Origin of the sequence: Paenibacillus sp. FSL R7-0026 (assembly GCF_038004485.1) — a bacterium.
GTDB lineage: Bacteria > Bacillota > Bacilli > Paenibacillales > Paenibacillaceae > Paenibacillus > Paenibacillus xylanexedens_A.
The window spans coordinates 5,791,639-5,810,504 of the sequence record NZ_JBBORG010000001.1; the positions used below are offsets into that span (position 1 = coordinate 5,791,639).

General features: G+C 46.6%; 21 protein-coding genes and 1 other annotated feature. Of the genes, 1 reads left to right on the top strand and 20 read right to left on the bottom strand.

Annotated elements, in window-relative coordinates; translation table 11 throughout:
• Positions 1 to 14 precede the first annotated feature (14 nt).
• The 19 genes from rpoB to MKY44_RS25620 all read right to left on the bottom strand — a co-directional run bounded on the left by rpoB (position 15) and on the right by MKY44_RS25620 (position 17,422).
• Positions 15 to 3,560: a DNA-directed RNA polymerase subunit beta gene (rpoB, locus tag MKY44_RS25530; RefSeq protein ID WP_091020534.1), complete on the bottom strand. Its 3,546-nt coding sequence runs from the start codon at positions 3,558 to 3,560 to the stop codon at positions 15 to 17.
• 394 nt (positions 3,561 to 3,954) lie between these two features.
• Entirely contained in the window at positions 3,955 to 4,575 is a 621-nt protein-coding gene (locus MKY44_RS25535) for a class I SAM-dependent methyltransferase (RefSeq protein WP_341009103.1), read from the bottom strand.
• A 96-nt stretch (positions 4,576 to 4,671) separates the two neighbouring features.
• Complete coding sequence (gene rplL / locus MKY44_RS25540; RefSeq protein ID WP_339191212.1) at positions 4,672 to 5,031, bottom strand: 50S ribosomal protein L7/L12; 360 nt, start codon at positions 5,029 to 5,031, stop codon at positions 4,672 to 4,674.
• 72 nt (positions 5,032 to 5,103) lie between these two features.
• Complete coding sequence (rplJ, locus tag MKY44_RS25545) at positions 5,104 to 5,607, bottom strand: 50S ribosomal protein L10 (RefSeq protein WP_017692064.1); 504 nt, start codon at positions 5,605 to 5,607, stop codon at positions 5,104 to 5,106.
• A gap of 24 nt (positions 5,608 to 5,631) precedes the next feature.
• Positions 5,632 to 5,778 (bottom strand) — a sequence feature (ribosomal protein L10 leader region).
• A 68-nt stretch (positions 5,779 to 5,846) separates the two neighbouring features.
• Positions 5,847 to 6,539 (bottom strand): 50S ribosomal protein L1, encoded by a 693-nt coding sequence (rplA, locus tag MKY44_RS25550; protein WP_017692063.1) that lies wholly within the window; start codon positions 6,537 to 6,539, stop codon positions 5,847 to 5,849.
• Positions 6,540 to 6,633: 94 nt separating this feature from the next.
• Positions 6,634 to 7,059: a 50S ribosomal protein L11 gene (rplK, locus tag MKY44_RS25555; RefSeq protein WP_017692062.1), complete on the bottom strand. Its 426-nt coding sequence runs from the start codon at positions 7,057 to 7,059 to the stop codon at positions 6,634 to 6,636.
• 68 nt (positions 7,060 to 7,127) lie between these two features.
• Positions 7,128 to 7,661 carry a transcription termination/antitermination protein NusG gene (gene nusG, locus MKY44_RS25560; protein WP_024633599.1) on the bottom strand — a complete coding sequence of 178 codons (534 nt, stop codon included), beginning with the start codon at positions 7,659 to 7,661 and terminating at the stop codon, positions 7,128 to 7,130.
• Positions 7,662 to 7,682: 21 nt separating this feature from the next.
• Positions 7,683 to 7,874, bottom strand: a complete 192-nt coding sequence (secE, locus tag MKY44_RS25565) for a preprotein translocase subunit SecE (protein WP_017692060.1) — start codon at positions 7,872 to 7,874, stop codon at positions 7,683 to 7,685.
• A 17-nt stretch (positions 7,875 to 7,891) separates the two neighbouring features.
• Positions 7,892 to 8,041: a 50S ribosomal protein L33 gene (gene rpmG / locus MKY44_RS25570; RefSeq protein WP_072735843.1), complete on the bottom strand. Its 150-nt coding sequence runs from the start codon at positions 8,039 to 8,041 to the stop codon at positions 7,892 to 7,894.
• A gap of 304 nt (positions 8,042 to 8,345) precedes the next feature.
• A complete protein-coding gene (gene sigH, locus MKY44_RS25575) occupies positions 8,346 to 8,990 on the bottom strand; it encodes an RNA polymerase sporulation sigma factor SigH (protein ID WP_017692059.1) in 645 nt (214 codons plus the stop codon).
• A gap of 171 nt (positions 8,991 to 9,161) precedes the next feature.
• Complete coding sequence (locus tag MKY44_RS25580) at positions 9,162 to 9,683, bottom strand: NYN domain-containing protein (RefSeq protein WP_036607162.1); 522 nt, start codon at positions 9,681 to 9,683, stop codon at positions 9,162 to 9,164.
• A gap of 5 nt (positions 9,684 to 9,688) precedes the next feature.
• Positions 9,689 to 10,435 carry a 23S rRNA (guanosine(2251)-2'-O)-methyltransferase RlmB gene (gene rlmB, locus MKY44_RS25585; RefSeq protein ID WP_017692057.1) on the bottom strand — a complete coding sequence of 249 codons (747 nt, stop codon included), beginning with the start codon at positions 10,433 to 10,435 and terminating at the stop codon, positions 9,689 to 9,691.
• A 46-nt stretch (positions 10,436 to 10,481) separates the two neighbouring features.
• Positions 10,482 to 10,958: a Mini-ribonuclease 3 gene (locus MKY44_RS25590; RefSeq protein WP_341009105.1), complete on the bottom strand. Its 477-nt coding sequence runs from the start codon at positions 10,956 to 10,958 to the stop codon at positions 10,482 to 10,484.
• Positions 10,955 to 12,355 (bottom strand): cysteine--tRNA ligase, encoded by a 1,401-nt coding sequence (gene cysS, locus MKY44_RS25595; RefSeq protein WP_091020524.1) that lies wholly within the window; start codon positions 12,353 to 12,355, stop codon positions 10,955 to 10,957. The genes MKY44_RS25590 and cysS overlap by 4 nt, the downstream gene beginning before the upstream one ends.
• Before the next feature lie 42 nt (positions 12,356 to 12,397).
• Complete coding sequence (cysE, locus tag MKY44_RS25600; RefSeq protein ID WP_036607155.1) at positions 12,398 to 13,057, bottom strand: serine O-acetyltransferase; 660 nt, start codon at positions 13,055 to 13,057, stop codon at positions 12,398 to 12,400.
• 537 nt (positions 13,058 to 13,594) lie between these two features.
• A complete protein-coding gene (gene gltX / locus MKY44_RS25605; protein ID WP_036607153.1) occupies positions 13,595 to 15,052 on the bottom strand; it encodes a glutamate--tRNA ligase in 1,458 nt (485 codons plus the stop codon).
• A 33-nt stretch (positions 15,053 to 15,085) separates the two neighbouring features.
• A complete protein-coding gene (gene ispF, locus MKY44_RS25610; protein WP_076216850.1) occupies positions 15,086 to 15,562 on the bottom strand; it encodes a 2-C-methyl-D-erythritol 2,4-cyclodiphosphate synthase in 477 nt (158 codons plus the stop codon).
• The gene (ispD, locus tag MKY44_RS25615) at positions 15,559 to 16,254 is read right to left on the bottom strand and encodes a 2-C-methyl-D-erythritol 4-phosphate cytidylyltransferase (protein ID WP_076320294.1); all 696 of its coding nucleotides are present in this window, start codon (positions 16,252 to 16,254) and stop codon (positions 15,559 to 15,561) included. Before ispD ends, ispF begins: the two co-directional genes overlap by 4 nt.
• An 82-nt stretch (positions 16,255 to 16,336) precedes the next feature.
• Complete coding sequence (locus tag MKY44_RS25620; RefSeq protein WP_341009106.1) at positions 16,337 to 17,422, bottom strand: PIN/TRAM domain-containing protein; 1,086 nt, start codon at positions 17,420 to 17,422, stop codon at positions 16,337 to 16,339.
• Positions 17,423 to 17,595: 173 nt separating this feature from the next.
• Between MKY44_RS25620 and MKY44_RS25625 the strand changes: the two genes are divergently transcribed.
• Positions 17,596 to 17,991 (top strand): hypothetical protein, encoded by a 396-nt coding sequence (locus MKY44_RS25625; RefSeq protein WP_017692049.1) that lies wholly within the window; start codon positions 17,596 to 17,598, stop codon positions 17,989 to 17,991.
• Between the two features lie 126 nt (positions 17,992 to 18,117).
• On the opposite strand, the gene pssA is transcribed toward MKY44_RS25625, so the two are convergent.
• Positions 18,118 to 18,849: a CDP-diacylglycerol--serine O-phosphatidyltransferase gene (gene pssA, locus MKY44_RS25630; protein ID WP_017692048.1), complete on the bottom strand. Its 732-nt coding sequence runs from the start codon at positions 18,847 to 18,849 to the stop codon at positions 18,118 to 18,120.
• Positions 18,850 to 18,866: the final 17 nt, after the last annotated feature.

Genomic DNA, 18,866 nt, shown 5'->3' on the forward strand with positions numbered 1-18,866 from the left:
GCGCTCGAAGCGGTTTATTCCGCTCCGACCTCTGTACCCTCAAGGTTGAGGCTGAGCTTATCGCTCGCAGCGTCATCTTCATCGTCCATTTCTCTCATTTCAATCTCTTGCTCATCTTCACTCAAAATCTTAACGTCCATACCCAAGCTTTGCAGCTCTTTGATCAATACTTTGAATGATTCAGGAACACCTGGTTCCGGAACATTCTCACCTTTGACAATGGATTCATACGTTTTAACCCGACCAACAACGTCATCGGATTTAACAGTCAAGATTTCTTGCAGTGTATAAGCTGCACCGTATGCCTCAAGCGCCCATACTTCCATCTCCCCGAAACGCTGTCCACCAAATTGGGCTTTACCACCCAATGGCTGTTGCGTAACAAGTGAGTAAGGACCCGTGGAACGGGCATGGATTTTATCATCAACCATGTGCGCCAATTTAATCATGTGCATGACACCTACGGTAACTTCACGTTCAAACTCTTCACCTGTACGACCATCATACAGGACAGTTTTACCATTACGTTGCATACCTGCTTCTTCCATCGTATCGAAGACGTCATACTCCTTCGCTCCGTCGAATACAGGAGTTGCTACGTGAATACCCAGTTGCATCGCCGCCATACCCAAGTGAACCTCGAGTACTTGACCGATATTCATCCGGGAAGGTACGCCCAGTGGGTTAAGAACGATCTGAACCGGTGTACCGTCTGGCAGGAAAGGCATATCTTCTTCCGGCAAGATGCGGGCCACGACCCCTTTGTTACCGTGACGTCCGGCCATCTTATCACCCTCGGAAATTTTCCGTTTTTGAGCGATATATACACGAACGAGTTGGTTAACACCTGGAGGCAGCTCATCACCGTTTTCACGGGTAAATACTTTCACGTCTACTACGATACCGTCAGTACCATGTGGTACACGCAAGGAAGTATCACGTACTTCACGTGCTTTCTCACCAAAGATCGCATGCAAGAGACGTTCTTCTGCTGTCAGCTCTGTTACACCCTTAGGTGTTACTTTACCAACCAGAATGTCGCCAGCACTGATCTCAGCACCGATGCGGATAATACCGCGCTCATCCAAGTTACGCAACGCTTCTTCCCCAACGTTAGGGATATCACGTGTGATCTCTTCAGGTCCGAGCTTGGTATCACGTGCTTCTGACTCATACTCCTCGATATGGATGGATGTGTATACATCTTCCTTAACGAGTTTTTCACTGAGCAAGATCGCATCCTCGTAGTTGTAACCTTCCCAAGTCATGAAGGCAACAACAACGTTACGTCCCAGAGCCAATTCACCCATTTCCGTTGAAGGACCATCAGCGAGGATATCACCAGCTTTGACAGCGGCACCTCTTTTGACAATCGGACGCTGGTTAATGCATGTTCCTTGGTTCGAACGCATAAATTTGTGTAATTTATATTTAACGATATCGCCTTTAACTTCCTGACCATCCACTTCTTCGACACGACGGACCCAAATCTCGTTCGCAGAAGAACGTTCAATAATTCCGTCATAATCGGAGACAATACATACACCAGAATCTTTTGCAGCTTTGTGCTCCATACCTGTTCCTACAAGTGGTGCTTTAGGAATCAAGAGTGGAACCGCCTGCCGCTGCATGTTGGATCCCATGAGTGCACGGTTGGAGTCATCGTTCTCAAGGAACGGGATCAGCGCTGTAGCGACGGATACAACCTGTTTAGGAGATACGTCCATGTAGTCAACTCGCTCACTCGGCATCGTAAGGATGTTATCCGACTGTTTGTTGTAACGTACAATGATCGCTTCTTCTTCAAATGTACCGTCTTCGTTCAACTTCGCATTCGCTTGCGCGATAACATAGTTGTCCTCTTCGTCCGCTGTCAGGTAATCAATTTGCTCGGTCACAATACCTGTCTTCGGATCAACCCAACGATATGGAGCTTCAATGAAGCCATATTCATTCACACGAGCGAATGTAGACAAGGAGTTGATCAAACCAATGTTTGGTCCCTCTGGAGTCTCGATTGGACACATACGGCCATAGTGGGATGGATGGACGTCACGCACTTCCATACCTGCGCGCTCACGCGTCAAACCACCGGGTCCGAGTGCGGACAAACGACGTTTATGTGTCAACTCACCCAACGGGTTCGTTTGATCCATAAACTGTGACAACTGAGAGCTACCAAAGAACTCTTTAATGGATGCAATAACAGGACGTATGTTAATCAAAGCCTGTGGTGTAATTACGTTAGCATCCTGAATGGACATTCTCTCACGAACCACACGCTCCATACGGGACAAACCGATACGGAACTGGTTCTGCAGGAGTTCACCCACCGAACGCAAACGACGGTTACCCAGATGATCGATATCATCCGTGCTACCAATTCCCTGCAGAAGGTTAAGGAAATAACTGATGGACGAAATAATATCCGCCGGTGTCACGTTTTTAACGGACTTGTCAATGTTTGCATTGGCAATCAGTTTGACCACTTTACCATCTTCAGTTGGTGAGAACACATCAATCGTTTGCATAGGGATATCATTGGCATCCAAAACGCCGTTACCCACGTGATACGTGCGGAATCCAACGCTCTTCTCCAGATACGGCATGATTTCATCCAACAAACGACGATCAACCATTTGACCTGCTTCAGCAATGATTTCACCAGTCTCAGCGTCAACAAGTGACTCAGCCAAGCGCTGGTTAAACAAACGGTTTTTGATGTGCAGTTTTTTATTCATTTTGTAACGACCTACATTAGCCAGGTCATAACGTTTTGGATCAAAGAAACGTGCTACGAGCAAGCTTTTCGCATTATCCAGCGTTGGCGGCTCGCCCGGACGAAGACGCTCATAGATCTCAATGAGTGCTTTCTCCGTGGAATCCGTGTTGTCTTTGTCCAGTGTGTTGCGGATATATTCGTCATTACCGAGCAGATCCAGAATCTCAGCATCTGTGCCAAAACCAAGTGAACGCAGGAGAACCGTAACCGGTATTTTACGTGTACGGTCGATCCGGACGTAAACAACATCCTTCGCGTCCATCTCCAGTTCCAACCAAGCGCCGCGGTTAGGAATAACTGTAGCGGTATACGTTTTTTTGGCGTTTTTATCTACTTTGGTACTGAAGTAAACGCTAGGAGAGCGAACCAACTGGCTGACAATAACCCGTTCCGCACCATTAATAATAAATGTGCCCGTGTTGGTCATCAGCGGGAAATCTCCCATGAATACTTCCTGCTCTTTGACTTCGCCGGTTTCCTTATTAATGAGCCGGACTTTGACCCGAAGCGGTGCTGCATACGTAACGTCACGCTCTTTTGCGTCGTCTACTGTATACTTCGGTTCACCGAGACTGTAATCGATAAATTCCAAAATCAAGTTACCTGTAAAATCCTGGATCGGCGAGATATCCTGGAACATTTCGCGCAACCCTTCCTCCAAAAACCAATCATAGGATTTTTGTTGGATTTCAATCAGGTTCGGAACTTCGAGTATCTCGTTAATTCGTGCATAACTGCGCCGAGTGCGTCGACCATATTGAACAAGATGTCCTGCCAACTTAAACTCACCCCTCAATGTCTACTCACTTTAAAAATTTCGTTGCGAACCTCTGTTTGTAACCTTATAATGGTACACATACAGAGCAAAGCAATGCATCCACAAATAAAGAAAAGCCCTTACTCGAAATGTCGTTCGAAAAAAGAGCAACTTTGATCGGCGGATGTCTTTCCAAATCATTCTTATCCCCAGTTTGCCCAAAATGTACATATTATACGCCAAACGTAGGCATAATAAGCCCGTTCGGCGTAAAAAAAGGTTGACATTTTTAGTTAGCTAAAGCCAAGTAGGGCATCTTAATACTGACATTTTACAACTATACCACGACCTGAATTTCAAGTCAATAGTCCTATTGCAAAAAAAATGATCCCCTGCTTACTTTACAAACTCGGATTCAGCTTTTAGTAGATACCTCTTCCGATTTCACCGCTTTGAAAATCCGATAGCCTTTATCCTTCGTCACTTCTTCCACTCTTCCAAACAAAGATTCCAATTTCGCTTTCGCTGACGGGGCTCCTTGTTTCTTCTGAATGACAATCCACAACGAACCGCCTACCTTCAGATGGCGATGTGCCTGTTCGAAAATAGTATGAACCGTTTCTTTCCCAGCCCGTATAGGCGGGTTGGTTAGGATAGCGTCAAAATCTTGCTTTTTCACTTCAGCCAGTAGATTACTTTGCAATACCGTAACATTGTTAATTCCGTTCGCTTTTGCATTTTCCCTGGAAAGTTCAACGGCTCTCTCGTTGATATCGATCATGGTGACATGCCCATCCGGTACAAGTTTGGCTGCTGTAAGACCCATTGGCCCGTATCCACAGCCCACATCGAGAACATGAGCCCCTGATGGCAACTCTATCGCATCAATCAATACTCTGCTGCCATAATCGATTCCGTTTTTGGAAAACACACCGGCATCCGTCACGAATCGCAGACTGAATCCGCGAAGAACCGCTTCAGTTGCTCTGCGATCATGCGCCACTTGCGGTTTGTCCGAATAATAATGATTGGACATGCCCTCACTCACTTTCCATTTACAATTACAGCAACAAACCCCTTGATATAAGTCAAGGGGTTTGTTGTTTTGTTCATTTAGCTTGTAATAGCTAAATTATTTAACTTCAACTGAAGCGCCTGCTTCTTCAAGCTTAGCTTTAACCGCTTCTGCTTCTTCTTTAGCAACTTTTTCTTTCAATGCTTTTGGAGCGTTGTCAACCAATTCTTTTGCTTCTTTCAGGCCAAGACCTGTGATTTCGCGAACTGCTTTGATAACGTTGATTTTGGAAGCACCAGCGCTAGTCAAGATTACGTCGAACTCGGATTGCTCAGCTTCAGCAGAAGCTGCTGCACCTGCAGCAGCTACTGGAGCTGCAGCAGTTACGCCGAATTCTTCTTCGATTGCTTTAACAAGATCGTTCAATTCCAGTACAGTCATGCCTTTGATTGCTTCCAAGATTTGCTCTTTACTCATGAGTGAACCTCCATATATAATATTATTTTTTTTAATTCATTTGCCGCCTAAGCAGCATTCAGATCAAGTTGCTTACGCGCCTTGTTCTTCTTTTTCTGCAACTGCTTTAACCGCAAGCGCGAAGTTGCGCACTGGCGCTTGAAGCACGCTGAGGAGCATGGAGAGGAGTCCATCGCGGGATGGCAGTTCTGCCAATGCCTTAACTTCTTCTACTCCGATTACGCGACCTTCTACGACTGCACCTTTCAATTCCAATGCATCGTTCTTTTTCGCGAAGTCGTTCAGAATTTTAGCTGGAGCCACAACGTCATCTACGCTGAATGCAATTGCAGTAGGACCTGTAAGAACACTATCGAGTTCTGTCAGTTCTGCTGCTGCAGCTGCACGGCGAAGCAACGAGTTTTTCAGCACTTGGAATTCGATCCCTGCTTCACGAAGTTGCTTACGCAACTCAGTTACTTGGGCAACGTTCAATCCGCGATAGTCAACAACAACAGTTGTAACGCTCTCGCGCAATTTTGCTGTTACTGCATCAACGGATTCTTGTTTTGCTTGAATCACTTTTGCGTTTGCCAATCTGTACACCTCCTGATCAAATTTATCCCATTAAGAAAAGCCTCCGTAGAATCACGAAGGCTTGATATATACTCATCATCGATTTGCATCGTTCTAAGTTCTATAATCACACCTCGGCAGGAAATTAAGCCAAATGGCACCTACTGTCTACGGCAAGCATATTCAAATGTCAACGGTCAGTCACTCGGACTCACAACTTTTATATCTTATCAAAAACAGGACAAGCCTGTCAAGAGATATTATCTAAAAGCTGCTGCGTTCACGCGTGCGCCAGGTCCCATCGTGGAAGAAAGACTAACATTCTTCAGATAAACACCTTTTGCTGCCGCTGGTTTAGCACGATTCAGAGCTTCCATGAGAGCTTTGAAGTTCTCATTAAGTTGCTCAGAAGAGAAAGAAGCTTTACCAATCGGTGCATGAATTTGACCTGCACGATCCAGACGATATTCGATTTTACCGGCTTTAATTTCTTGAACAGCCTTAGTTACATCGAAAGTTACCGTTCCGGCTTTAGGGTTAGGCATCAGACCTTTACCGCCGAGCAGTCGGCCCAATTTACCTACTTCACTCATCATATCTGGTGTCGCTACGCAGACGTCGAATTCGAACCAGCCTTGTTGGATTTTGTTGATCATGTCTGCATCACCAACATAGTCCGCGCCAGCCGCTTCCGCTTCTTTCGCTTTGTCACCTTTTGCAAATACCAATACGCGTTGTGTTTTACCTGTGCCGTGTGGCAAGACAACAACACCACGTACAGCCTGGTCTTGCTTACGAGGGTCTACGCCCAAACGAACTGCTGCTTCGATTGTTTCATCGAATTTTGCAGTAGCTGCCTTTTTCACAAGCTCTACAGCTTCTGAAGGCTCGTAAGTTGCTTCGCTGTCAATCAGCTTAGCAGCTTCCAGGTATTTTTTACCGTGTTTAGCCATGTTTTATTCCTCCTTTGTGGTGTTAGCGGATATACCTCCCACATCAACCGGTCGCGAATCGACCGGTTTTACGAAGCCATGTTTCTTATGAAAATTAGTCTTCGATGGTGATACCCATGCTGCGGGCAGTACCTTCGACCATACGCATAGCGGACTCAACGTCTGCTGCATTCAGGTCAGGCATTTTTGTTTCTGCGATTTGACGAACCGCATCACGTTTAACAGTAGCAACTTTTTTCTTGTTCGGTTCGCCGGATCCTTTTTCAACTTTAGCTGCCACTTTCAACAGAACTGCTGCTGGTGGAGTTTTAGTGATGAAAGTAAAGGAACGGTCCTCGAATACAGAAATTTCAACTGGAATAATCAATCCCGCTTGATCAGCTGTACGAGCGTTGAATTCTTTACAGAATGCCATGATGTTGACACCTGCTTGACCCAAAGCTGGACCTACTGGTGGTGCTGGGTTTGCTTTACCTGCTGGAATCTGCAGTTTTACCATTTTAATAACTTTTTTCGCCATGATTGACACCTCCTTGCAAAATAGTGGTTAACGGGTTTTTCAACCCTCCCACAAGAAACTTGAAGAAACTATATCTTCTCCACTTGCGTGTATTCCAACTCAAGCGGTGTTTCCCGTCCAAACATGTTCACGTGCACTTTCAACTTGCTTTTGTCTACCAAAATTTCTTCCACGGAGCCTACGAAATTCGCAAAAGGGCCGACTTTAATACGTACGGATTCCTTAATATCGAACTCAATTTTCGGCTTAGGTTCAACCATACCCATGTGCTTCAGAATTTGTTCCACTTCTTCAGGCAACAATGCAGTTGGTTTGGACCCAGAACCTGTCGAACCGACAAATCCTGTAACACCTGGTGTGTTGCGAACAACATACCAAGAATCATCCGTCTGTACCATTTCCACCAAGACATAACCGGGGTAAACTTTACGCATAACGGTTTTTTTCTTACCGTCCTTGTTTACCACTTCTTCTTCCATAGGAACAAGAACGCGGAATATCTTGTCTTCCATGCCCATAGACTCTACGCGTTTTTCCAAATTGGCTTTGACCTTGTTCTCATACCCTGAATAGGTATGAACGACGTACCATCTTTTTTCCATATCAAGCCACCGGAACCCTTCTTAAATAATCGCTTCGATCACAAAGGAGATGCCAATGTCAATGACCCAAAAAAACAGCGTCATAACCACAACAGTACCAAGTACGATCAATGTGTAGTTGGTCAGCTCTTTACGATTAGGCCAGCGAACTTTTTTAAGTTCAGCCCAGCTTTCTGAGAAAAAGGAAATCAGAGATTTGAAACTTCGTTTCACGCCGACACCTCCAAAAACTATCTGGTTTCGCGATGAGAAGTCTGCTCGTTACAAAACTTGCAAAATTTCTTCATCTCCATGCGGTCGGGGTGATTACGCTTGTTTTTTGTCGTAGTGTAATTTCTTTGTTTGCAGTTAGTACAAGCCAAAGTAATAATTACCCGCATGATGTACACCTCCCGAAGACTTCCACATTCAAGCAGAGTCTCTAAATTGATCCTGAAAAAAAGCCATAAATTTAGGCCTACCTAAAACACTTTATCACAAGGGTATAACCATGTCAATGAAAGAATAGCCTTTCATTCATTGGGTATTACTTCCGTACAACGTACATTCGTTTCTCATCTCTGTTTTTCTCTTCTCCTGCTTGGACCGAGCGATTACTAGTATAAACATTCTTAGATTTTATAAACTTGAGACACTAAAAAAAGACTCAAACACCGAGCCTTTTCCGTCAACGACAACATGTGTTTAATTATCTCGAACTTCCAGGTACTTTTCAAGTTTGCGCTTGACGCGCTGAAGTGCATTATCAATGGACTTTACATGTCTGTCCAAATCTACTGCAATCTCTTGATAAGATCTCCCGTCCAGATACAACATCAATACTTTACGTTCCAGATCACTCAGAATCTCGGACATTTTATCTTCCAGGCCCACAAACTCTTCCTGATTGATGATAAGTTCTTCCGGATCACTGACCTGGGTTCCACAAATCACATCGAGTAACGTACGATCAGACTCTTCGTCATAAATAGGCTTGTCCAGAGATACATAAGAATTAAGCGGAATATGCTTCTGACGTGTTGCTGTCTTAATCGCCGTGATGATCTGTCTTGTAATACACAGTTCGGCAAAAGCCTTGAACGAAGCCAGCTTGTCCCCTTTGAAATCTCGAATGGATTTGTAGAGGCCAATCATTCCTTCTTGAATAATATCTTCCCGGTCTGCCCCAATCAGAAAATAAGATCTTGCCTTGGCGCGTACAAAGTTACGATATTTGTTAATTAGAAACTCTAACGCTTCGCTTTCGCCTTCACGGAAAGCTTCGACAATGTCTTCGTCACTTTGGTAATCATACTTAGATAACATGATATCTTTGAGGTCGACACTCACAGACAATCCCTCCGGCTGCAACGCAAGGTACCCCGTTACTCTACTCTATGAAATATAGGATCAGTATATATGATGGTACCTCACACCGTCAACCACGCTCTGCCTAAAAAAGAACATCAATAACATAAATGTCAAGAGTTTCAATATTCTAAATTTTGTAAAAACATGCTGTTATTCCCGGCGCCATCGCTCAAACTCTTTTAATACATCCGGACTCAACTTGCCCCCGAGTGTGTTACGCGTGGTCTTCGCCTGATCTTCTTCCAGTCGTTTTTTTAATTCTTTTTCGTTCTGCTCAACTTCAATTAGCAACTCCCTTGCAGATACACGTAGCGCTCCCTGTCCAAATATGACATGTTGCTCTACCATATCGCTCGTAGCCACATAGATTTGGCGTCTTCGCATGCTTAGTTCCCGAACGAGTCTCTCAATGCATTCGTCTGCCGTCTCTTTTTCCTTTGTAAAATAGATCTGCACTTTGCTCTGAGTAAAGGATTTACCGAGTCCAGGCACGAGGTAGGCGTCAAACACAACAATGACTCGCCGGCCGGAGAAAGCCTGGTAGTCTGCAAGACGAAAGAGAAGCCTGTTACGTGCCTCTTCGAGCCCACTTTCCGCCAGCTTGGTTAATTCCGGCCAGTCACCAATCATGTTGTACCCGTCTACAAGAAGCACATCACGGGAATCAGCCATACCTTCTATTCCTGCGCTTGACGCGAACGGAGCACTTCATACATGACAACCCCGGCTGCCACGGAAGCATTCAGGGAATTAATCTGACCTTGCATTGGTAATTTGATCAGCACATCGCATTTCTCACGAATAAGTCGTCCCATTCCCTTGTTCTCATTTCCGATTACCAATGCTACAGGGCCAGTAAAGACTCCATTACCAAAGACACCTTCATGAGCCGTGACATCTGTCCCTACAACCCATACACCTTCCTCTTTGAGGCGATCAATGGTCTGACCAAGATTACTTACACGAGCCACCGGCACGTACTCCACAGCGCCTGCTGATGTTTTGGAAACGGTCACGGTTACCGCTGCCGAGCGACGTTTGGGTACAATGACGCCATGCGCACCCGTGCAATCTGCTGTCCGCAAAATTGACCCCAGGTTATGAGGATCTTCAATCTCATCCAGCAGAATCAGGAAAGGATGCTCATTCTTCGCTTTTGCTGCGGCAAGAATGTCTTCTACCTCCACATAAGCATAAGGTGCTGCTTGTGCAACTACCCCCTGATGCTGAATGCCTGGTACCGTTTGATCCAGCTTACGCTTGTCCACGTGTTGAATGACAATACCTAGTTTTTTAGCTTCCGAGATAATAGGTTGAGTCAGATGTTTCTGTGCTGTATCGGCAATCCATATTTTATTAATGGTCCGGCCTGAACGCAGCGCCTCCGTCACGGAGTGTTTACCGGCGATCCATTCTTCTTCCATCGTTGTTCGATCCTCTCTATAATGCGTTGTTTTGTTGAAATTTCTATTATTTTGTCGGTGATGGCGATTGTTGTTCCGCGTGCTCAATGCCAAGTCCGATCAGTTCAATCATGCGATCATGATGACCACTGCTGTAGAGGTAACCAATGAGACATTCAAAAGCCGTGGCATGTCTGTATTCCAACACATCTGCATTTTTGGGTACACTACCCGACTTGGCATTCCGCCCTTGCCTGACGATATCACGTTCTTCCTCTGTCAGTTCAGCCTCAATCGTTGTAAGTATGCGGCTCTGTGCCTTCGCTGATACCAACCCGGTTGCACTACGGTGCAAATGATTGGGACGCATGTTGGCCTTCGACAACAGATATTGACGAACAGCTACCTCATATACCGCATCACCAATATAGGCCAGTGCAATAGGTGGAATCAACCTCGCAGGTCTGGAAGGAGGATACGGGAACCATCCTCCGTCTGTGACCTGCTCCTGTTGTTTTGGTGTATTTGGATGTCCTTCGCTCATTTGCGCCGCCATCTCATGCCCTGCGCCGTATCTTCAAGCAGAATGCCACGTGCAGACAATTCATCGCGGATTTCATCCGCTCTTGCCCAGTTTTTGGACTTGCGCGCTTCTACACGCTCTTCAATCAGACGTTCCACTTCCTCATCCAGAAGTTCTGGCTCTGCGTCAGTATAGATGCGCAGCACAGCATTCAATTCACTGAACAATTCGAGGAGCGCACGAATGTCTGCCGCATTAACTACTTCTTGCTGCAACAGTTGGTTGGCTTCCCCTGCCCACTCAAACATAGCAGTAATCGCATCAGGAGTATTGAAATCATCCTGCATTTTCTCGTGATACTGCTGACGAATTTGGTCGAGTCTTGCCGCAAACTCTGCTGTGATATCCTGATCAACAGTTACTGCATTCAAACGATGGTTCAGGTTACCTACCGCATTCGCAATCCGGTCCACACTGTTCTGTGCCTGCTCCATCGTATCATCCGTGAAGTTCAATGGGTTGCGATAGTGGGTAGACAACATGAAATAACGAATCGCTTCGCGTTTATATTGATTCCGCAAGTCTTTAACCAGAACACCATTACCGAGTGATTTCGACATTTTCTCGTTATCAATCCGTATGAATCCATTATGCATCCAGTAGTTCGCAAGTGGTTTACCTGTTAATACCTCGGATTGGGCGCATTCGCACTCATGGTGCGGGAACTGCAAATCCTGTCCACCCCCGTGAATGTCCAGTGTATCCCCAAGGTACTCCCTAGCCATGGCGGAGCATTCAATATGCCAGCCTGGTCGACCATCACCCCAAGGACTGGACCAATAGATCTCACCTGGTTTGGCAGCCTTCCAGAGCACAAAATCTTCGGGATGTTCTTTGCGTTCGTCCACACCCACACGGATTCCAAATTGCAGCTCCTGCAGGTTTTGTTTCGAAAGTTTGCCATATTCGCTGAATTTGCCTGTGCGATAATAGACGTCGCCGCCATTTTCATACGCAAATCCTTTTTCAACCAGCTCACGGATAAAATCAATGATCAGCGGCATGTTTTCCGTTACTCTCGGATTGCTGCTTGCCTTGGGAATACCTAGTCCCTCAAGGTCTTCATAATAGGCAGCAATAAATTTCTCAGCCACGTGAGGAACATCTGTTCCAAGTTGTTCTGCTTTGCGAATCAGCTTATCGTCCACATCCGTGAAGTTCACCACATAGTTCACATCATGCCCTGTCTGTTCCAGGTATCCACGAACCGTGTCGAAAAAGATAACCGGGCGTGCATTCCCGATATGAATGTAGTCATATACCGTTGGTCCGCAGACATACATTTTCACTTTCCCTGGCTCTTGGGGAACAAATTCCTCTTTGGTACGACTCATCGTATTATAAATCTGAAGCGTCATGGTCACTTATCCTTTCATCCTATACTGCCTTTATTTATTGTATCACGTATCACGCACAGTCTCATTTTCACGAGCATTTTGCAGTGTACGTACTTCTTCCTGCAATCGTTCGAGTTCTTTTTGCATACCGCGCAAGGAGTCAACAACCGGATCGGGCAATTGCTGACTGAGGCGATCTACCCGTCGGCCATCCTGTTTAACAATTCTGCCCGGTATACCTACCACGGTACTATTGGAAGGGACCTCCTTAAGCACAACGGAGTTCGCACCAATGTTACATTGATCCCCCACGCTAAATGAACCCAGCACCTTGGCTCCGGATGAGATAACCACATTATTACCAATGGTCGGATGTCTCTTCCCTTTTTCTTTCCCTGTTCCGCCCAGGGTAACCCCCTGATAGATAACGACATCATCGCCGATCTCACATGTTTCTCCAATAACGACGCCCATTCCGTGGTCAATAAACAACCGATTTCCGATCGTAGCTCCAGGATGTATCTCGATTCCTGTCATAAAACGACTAACCTGCGAAATGAACCGGGCAACCGAGAACCATCTTCGCTTGTATAAAAAATGAGCGATCCGGTGTGCCCATATCGCATGCAGCCCTGAGTAGGTGAATACCACCTCAAACCAACCTCGGGCCGCCGGATCGTTTTCAAACACCGCCTGGATATCTGATCTGATCTTCTTGAACATGCTCGTTCCCCTCTTGTTCAGGTTCCCGTCCTCCGGCTTACCGGACGGCGCGTTCCTTGGTAGTGTACTGCACACTCGCCTAAACAAAAAACGCCCCTGCAGCATTTAGCTGCAGAGGCGTTTATCGCGGTCCCACTCTGCTCGGTCCATTCTTAAATAGAATGAGCCCTCAAGCGGTTTGGTAACGGAAACCAATCGTCACAACCTATCCTAACGTTTTCCCTTGTCATGATCAACAAAGGCGGGGCTGGATTCGGATGTGCAGCTCACGGGCGCATTTCGACTGATGGACAGTGAATGGTTCACAGCCACCGCAACCAAAGAAATCTCTCTTTGCTGCGGGACCATCCTCTCTGAATCTGTCCGGGTCAGTCTACTCCTCCCGATCTTTGCTGTTCTATTAGATAAATCATATCAATTATTCGTTGTGTTGTTATTATAGCGAAAAGGCCTCAGACTGACAACAGCCTCCTACGTAATCCATCCATCGTAGGACTGTGTTCAGATTCCAAATAAACGGAATGTCTTCGACTAAGATTATTTTACTTGTGCAAGCAAACGTTCGATCACCGTATCACGACCCAGAAGTACGATCGTTTGGTTCAGGTCCCGTCCATGCGTCTGTCCAGTCAAGGCTACACGAATTGGCATAAAGAGCTGTTTGCCCTTAAAGCCGGTTTCTTTCTGTACTTCCTTGATCAATGCAGCCATTTTGCTTGGAGTAAACTCTTCGCTCGCCTGTACTTTATCCGCAAATGCCTTCAGTACGGTTGGCACCTGCTCCTCCGCAAGCACTGCTTCTCCTTCACTTTCAAGCTCCAGATTGGAACGGAAGAATACTTCCGACAATTCGACAATATCGGAGGCAGAATTCATCTGCTCCTGGTACAGGTGTACCAGAGTATAAGCCCATTCTTTTTGTTCAGCAGACAGCTCGGAAGAAATACGTCCAGCCTTTTGCAGATGCGGAATGGCCATTTCGGCAATACGTTCCGGGTCAGCATGTTTGATATAGTGGTTGTTCAAGTGCGCCAGCTTGTGGGTATCAAATACCGCAGGGCTCTTGGACAGACGTTTCGTATCAAAAATGGAGATCAGTTGCTCTTGCGAGAAGATCTCTTCCTCCCCTTCCGGCGACCAGCCGAGTAGGGAAATGAAGTTAAACATCGCTTCAGGCAAATAGCCGAGCTGATCATACTGCTCAATAAACTGAATAACGGATTCATCCCGTTTACTCAGCTTCTTGTGGTTTTCATTCACGATCAGCGTCATATGACCGAATTGCGGTGGCTCCCAGCCAAGCGCTTCATAGATCATCAGTTGACGCGGCGTGTTTGAGATGTGATCTTCCCCACGCAGGACGTGGGAGATCTTCATCAAGTGATCATCCACAGCAACGGCATAGTTGTATGTGGGAATGCCGTCTTTTTTCACAATGACGAAGTCACCGGATTCCTTGCTGTTGAACGAGATTGTGCCTTTAACCATATCATCAAACGTATATGTGCGCTCTTCCGGCACACGGAAACGAATACTCGCTACGCGGCCTTCCGCTTCAAACGCACTAATTTGCTCTGGAGTCAGGTCACGGTGTTTGCCAGAATAACGCGGCGTTTCTCCACGTGCTGACTGTTCCTCGCGCTCTTGCTCCAATTCTTCTTCCGTGCAGAAGCAACGGTAAGCCAGACCTTTATCCAGCAATTCCTGCGTATATTTACGATAGAGGTCCAGACGTTCCGTTTGACGGTATGGTCCGTATTCTCCGCCCACGTCAATACTTTCGTCCCACTCAATTCCGAGCCACTTCAGGTATTTCAGTTGGCTTTCTTCACCACCGGCAATATTCCGTTTCACGTCCGTATCTTCAATACGAATAATGAATTTACCGTTATTATGTTTGGCATATAAATAGTTAAACAACGCCGTACGGGCATTCCCGATATGCAGGTGTCCCGTTGGGCTCGGCGCGTAACGCACACGAATATCCGTGCTCATATGATCCCCTCCGTCACTAATTGATTGATGATATCACACACGTACAAGGCAAACAACGGATTGAGCGGCAATGCCCTCTCCCCGTCCCGGGAATCCCAGTTGCTCTGTCGTTGTTGCTTTCACGTTCACCTGCGTTACATCCGCTTCCAGTGCCTTGGCAATAACCTCAGCCATCTGTGGGACATAAGGAGCCATCTTTGGCTTCTGGGCAATAATCGTTGAATCGATATTCCCTAGCTTATACCCGCGATCCTTCACAAGCTGCCATACATGCTCCAGCAATTTCAGGCTGTCGGCATCTTTGAATTCAGGATCGGTATCCGGGAAGTGCTTTCCAATATCCCCAAGTGCCAGTGCACCCAAAATGGCATCACTGATCGCGTGCAACAGCACGTCTGCGTCCGAGTGACCCAGCAGACCTTTTTCATAAGGAATCGTTACTCCGCCAATAATACACGGGCGTCCCTCTACCAGCTGATGCACATCAAATCCCTGTCCTACACGTATCATCGCTTCTTCTCTCCCCCCAGCAAAAACGCAGCATATTTCAAATCTTCCGGCGTTGTTAATTTGATATTGGTATAATTGCCTTCCACAACCTTGACCGACATTCCCTGACGTTCAGCCAGCATGGCATCATCTGTTCCCAGAAATCCGTCCTGCTCAGCTGATTCGTAGGCGGAGAGCAGGGAAGAAAGACGAAAAGCCTGCGGGGTTTGAATGCTCCACAGACTGCTGCGGTCTGGCGTCGCCGTAACGACTCCTTCCGCATTCACTTGTTTGATCGTATCCTTCACGGGAACCGCCAGTACAGCTGCTCCACCACCGGCTATGGCGGCCGCCATGCATCCCTTGATCTGCTCATGGTTCACAAAAGGACGTACCCCGTCGTGAACGAGAACCCAATCCGTCCCAAGTGCCTCAAGGCCTTTATGGACAGAATGTTGTCTCTCTTTCCCTCCGGGGATAACACGGACACGTGAATCCAGTTGGTATTCTTTTACCCAATCCTGGCAGCGTTCAACATCTGCGGTTCCTGTGACCAGCACCATCTCGCGGATCTCGTCCAGCACAGCAAATACCTCAAGCGTATGTATGAAAACGGGCTTGTCCTGCAGCAACAGAAACTGTTTGCTCTCGGTCGTCCCCATCCGGGTTCCGCGACCTGCTGCCACAATGACAACGCCCCACCCTTTATCCATGCCGCAATCCCTGCCTTGTCTGTCAGTTTATCGTCCAAAGATATACAATATCATTCAACGATACACTACCCATCATACCGCTTTATTGGGCTTTTTCCAACAGTTTCGGCTTGGCAAAAATCATTCGTCCCGCTGAAGTCTGCAACACACTGGTCACCAGCACTTCCATCATCATGCCGATATACTCGCGTCCGCCCTCCACAACGATCATTGTGCCATCATCCAGATAGGCTACACCTTGACCATGCTCCTTGCCATCCTTGATGATCTGCACCATGATCTCCTCACCTGGCAGAACAACCGGCTTAACCGCATTGGCGAGATCATTAATGTTCAACACAGATACACCCTGAAGTTCGCACACTTTGTTCAGGTTAAAGTCATTGGTGACCACTTTACCCTGAAGCACTTTAGCCAGTTTAACCAGTTTGCTGTCCACCTCGGAGATTTCCTCGAAATCCCCCTCGTAGATCAGGACTTTTACATCAAGTTCCTTCTGGATTTTGTTCAAAATGTCCAGTCCACGCCGTCCTCTGTTACGCTTGAGCAGATCCGATGAATCGGCAATATGCTGTAACTCCTCCAGAACAAATTCCGGAATTACGATCGTGCCTTCAATAAATCCGGTTTTGCATATATCAGCGATACGCCCATCGATAATAACACTGGTATCCAGAATTTTATGTTCTTCCATCCGTCTGTCCTCGTCCACCTCGGGATGACCCCATCGTCCAGACATCCAGAAGGCCCCCAGATCGTCTTTCTTCGCCATGGCAAGGGTATAACCGGAATAAGCACTAATCACCGTCAGCGCCACTTGCAGCACTTCTCCTGCCGTCCCCATCCATCCCACAACAGGGTAGATCAACAAGGCCACGAGCAATCCTGCAACGGTACCTGCAGCACCTGCAGCCAATTCGTTCATAGGTACTTTTGCCAATGAATCAATTCCACTATGCAGCCTGTCTGCCATCAATGTTCCACCAATATTACATACAGCCATAAACATTACAGCTCCCAGCAGCGTCGATATACCAGCTCCCAGTAATCCTGCTGACTGAATCCACTCCGCCATCCATGGGACCGATTTTCCTGCCAGATGATATGCCGTGTAGCCGAACCATGCACCGCACAATCCTGTAAAAGTTAAAATGCCTTTTTTCCACATTAGTCCCTGCACCTCCTTCAATGTATCTTGATCTTTATATCCAGTATGATCCAATTCTTGAATTGCTAATCCCATCTGCAAGAACTTTTTGGAAATGTTGCAATCGTCAGTTGAAAGTAGGTAAATTATTGGCATATAATGAATTCAATTCATATCCCGAGGTGAGTGGCAAAATGAGTACGCTAAGTTTACAGGCTTTCCAGGATCAAGTTTCTGAACTGTTGTTGCGTCATCGCAGCCTGATTGATGTACTGTCCAAAACGGGACAAGCCGGAGCGTCTGTTAACCGTGCCGTGTCCAAAGCCATTACCGAATGCGGCTGCATCGAGCTGCACGCCACCAAGCAGAAATATGCCCCGGAGAGCGATATCGCTCAAACCAAGGGCCTGCTGGAAACGCATGTGGAAGGTGAGTTGTGTGAGAACTGCAGAGAGGTCATCAGCTCTGAGCTAGGGCGGAACCTGTTCTACATGTCGGCTCTCTGCAATCTGCTGGACATTAACATGGAAGAGGTCGTAAATCACGAATCACAGAAGTGTTCAACGTTAGGGATGTTTAATCTGTCGTAAGAAGATATGTATGTCGTCTGTAAGGGTTTCTTTTACCGTAAATAGATCTGAATAAACAAAAAGCACGCATTCTCCAGTTCAGGAGAGTACGTGCTTTCTTTGTATAGTGTCGGTCCCCAAGGCGACTTAACGATCGGAAGGACGGGAAGATTTCTCATCCTTGCGCTTTTTCGCCCGACTACGTGAGGCCGCTGTTCGCACATTATGCTTCATTCCATACAGGGCGTATAACACCAACGGAATAAAGATCAACTTGGATAACTGCTCCGGGAAAATAACGGCTACGGCTATGGCAAATAACACAACCCATGGTGCAATCCAGATTGCCTTGCGTGGCAAACCGACCTTTTTAAAATTGGGATATTTAAGCGAACTCACCATCAGATAGGATAACAGCAATGTAGCAATCATCATGCTAACCGGGCCAATATCCTTATTGAACAAGGACAGTGTGGCCAGTACCCCGCCGGCTGCGGGAATCGGCAGACCTGTGAAGTATCCGGGAATACCCGGACGAACGTTAAACCGCGCAAGACGAATAGCTCCACAGATCGGAAAAGCCGCTGTTGCGATCCAGGCGAGAATCGGCATTGAATCTTGAAACGACACCATAAATATGATCAGGGCTGGTGCTGCACCAAAGGAAACCATGTCAGACAAGGAATCCAGTTCCTTACCGAATTCACTTTGGGCATTAAGTGCACGTGCCACTCGGCCATCCAGACCATCTAGCAGCATCGCTACAATGACCATAATGGCAGCCAAACTGTAATTTCCATCAATCGCAAGCAAAATTGCCATCATTCCAAGAAACAGATTACCCAGGGTAAAGAGATTCGGAATGAATCTGGTTAGCATCGTTGTTTCACCTCATC

Bases quoted from the DNA above. Each gene is read 5' to 3' on its own strand.
- MKY44_RS25535 (WP_341009103.1), bottom strand. From the start codon at position 4,575: ATGTCCAATCATTATTATTCGGACAAACCGCAAGTGGCGCATGATCGC.
- rplL (WP_339191212.1), bottom strand. From the start codon at position 5,031: ATGAGTAAAGAGCAAATCTTGGAAGCAATCAAAGGCATGACTGTACTG.
- rplA (WP_017692063.1), bottom strand. From the start codon at position 6,539: ATGGCTAAACACGGTAAAAAATACCTGGAAGCTGCTAAGCTGATTGAC.
- rplK (WP_017692062.1), bottom strand. From the start codon at position 7,059: ATGGCGAAAAAAGTTATTAAAATGGTAAAACTGCAGATTCCAGCAGGT.
- nusG (WP_024633599.1), bottom strand. From the start codon at position 7,661: ATGGAAAAAAGATGGTACGTCGTTCATACCTATTCAGGGTATGAGAAC.
- rpmG (WP_072735843.1), bottom strand. From the start codon at position 8,041: ATGCGGGTAATTATTACTTTGGCTTGTACTAACTGCAAACAAAGAAAT.
- MKY44_RS25580 (WP_036607162.1), bottom strand. From the start codon at position 9,683: ATGGCTGATTCCCGTGATGTGCTTCTTGTAGACGGGTACAACATGATT.
- rlmB (WP_017692057.1), bottom strand. From the start codon at position 10,435: ATGGAAGAAGAATGGATCGCCGGTAAACACTCCGTGACGGAGGCGCTG.
- MKY44_RS25590 (WP_341009105.1), bottom strand. From the start codon at position 10,958: ATGAGCGAAGGACATCCAAATACACCAAAACAACAGGAGCAGGTCACA.
- cysS (WP_091020524.1), bottom strand. From the start codon at position 12,355: ATGACGCTTCAGATTTATAATACGATGAGTCGTACCAAAGAGGAATTT.
- cysE (WP_036607155.1), bottom strand. From the start codon at position 13,057: ATGTTCAAGAAGATCAGATCAGATATCCAGGCGGTGTTTGAAAACGAT.
- gltX (WP_036607153.1), bottom strand. From the start codon at position 15,052: ATGAGCACGGATATTCGTGTGCGTTACGCGCCGAGCCCAACGGGACAC.
- ispF (WP_076216850.1), bottom strand. From the start codon at position 15,562: ATGATACGTGTAGGACAGGGATTTGATGTGCATCAGCTGGTAGAGGGA.
- ispD (WP_076320294.1), bottom strand. From the start codon at position 16,254: ATGGATAAAGGGTGGGGCGTTGTCATTGTGGCAGCAGGTCGCGGAACC.
- MKY44_RS25620 (WP_341009106.1), bottom strand. From the start codon at position 17,422: ATGTGGAAAAAAGGCATTTTAACTTTTACAGGATTGTGCGGTGCATGG.
- MKY44_RS25625 (WP_017692049.1), top strand. From the start codon at position 17,596: ATGAGTACGCTAAGTTTACAGGCTTTCCAGGATCAAGTTTCTGAACTG.
- pssA (WP_017692048.1), bottom strand. From the start codon at position 18,849: ATGCTAACCAGATTCATTCCGAATCTCTTTACCCTGGGTAATCTGTTT.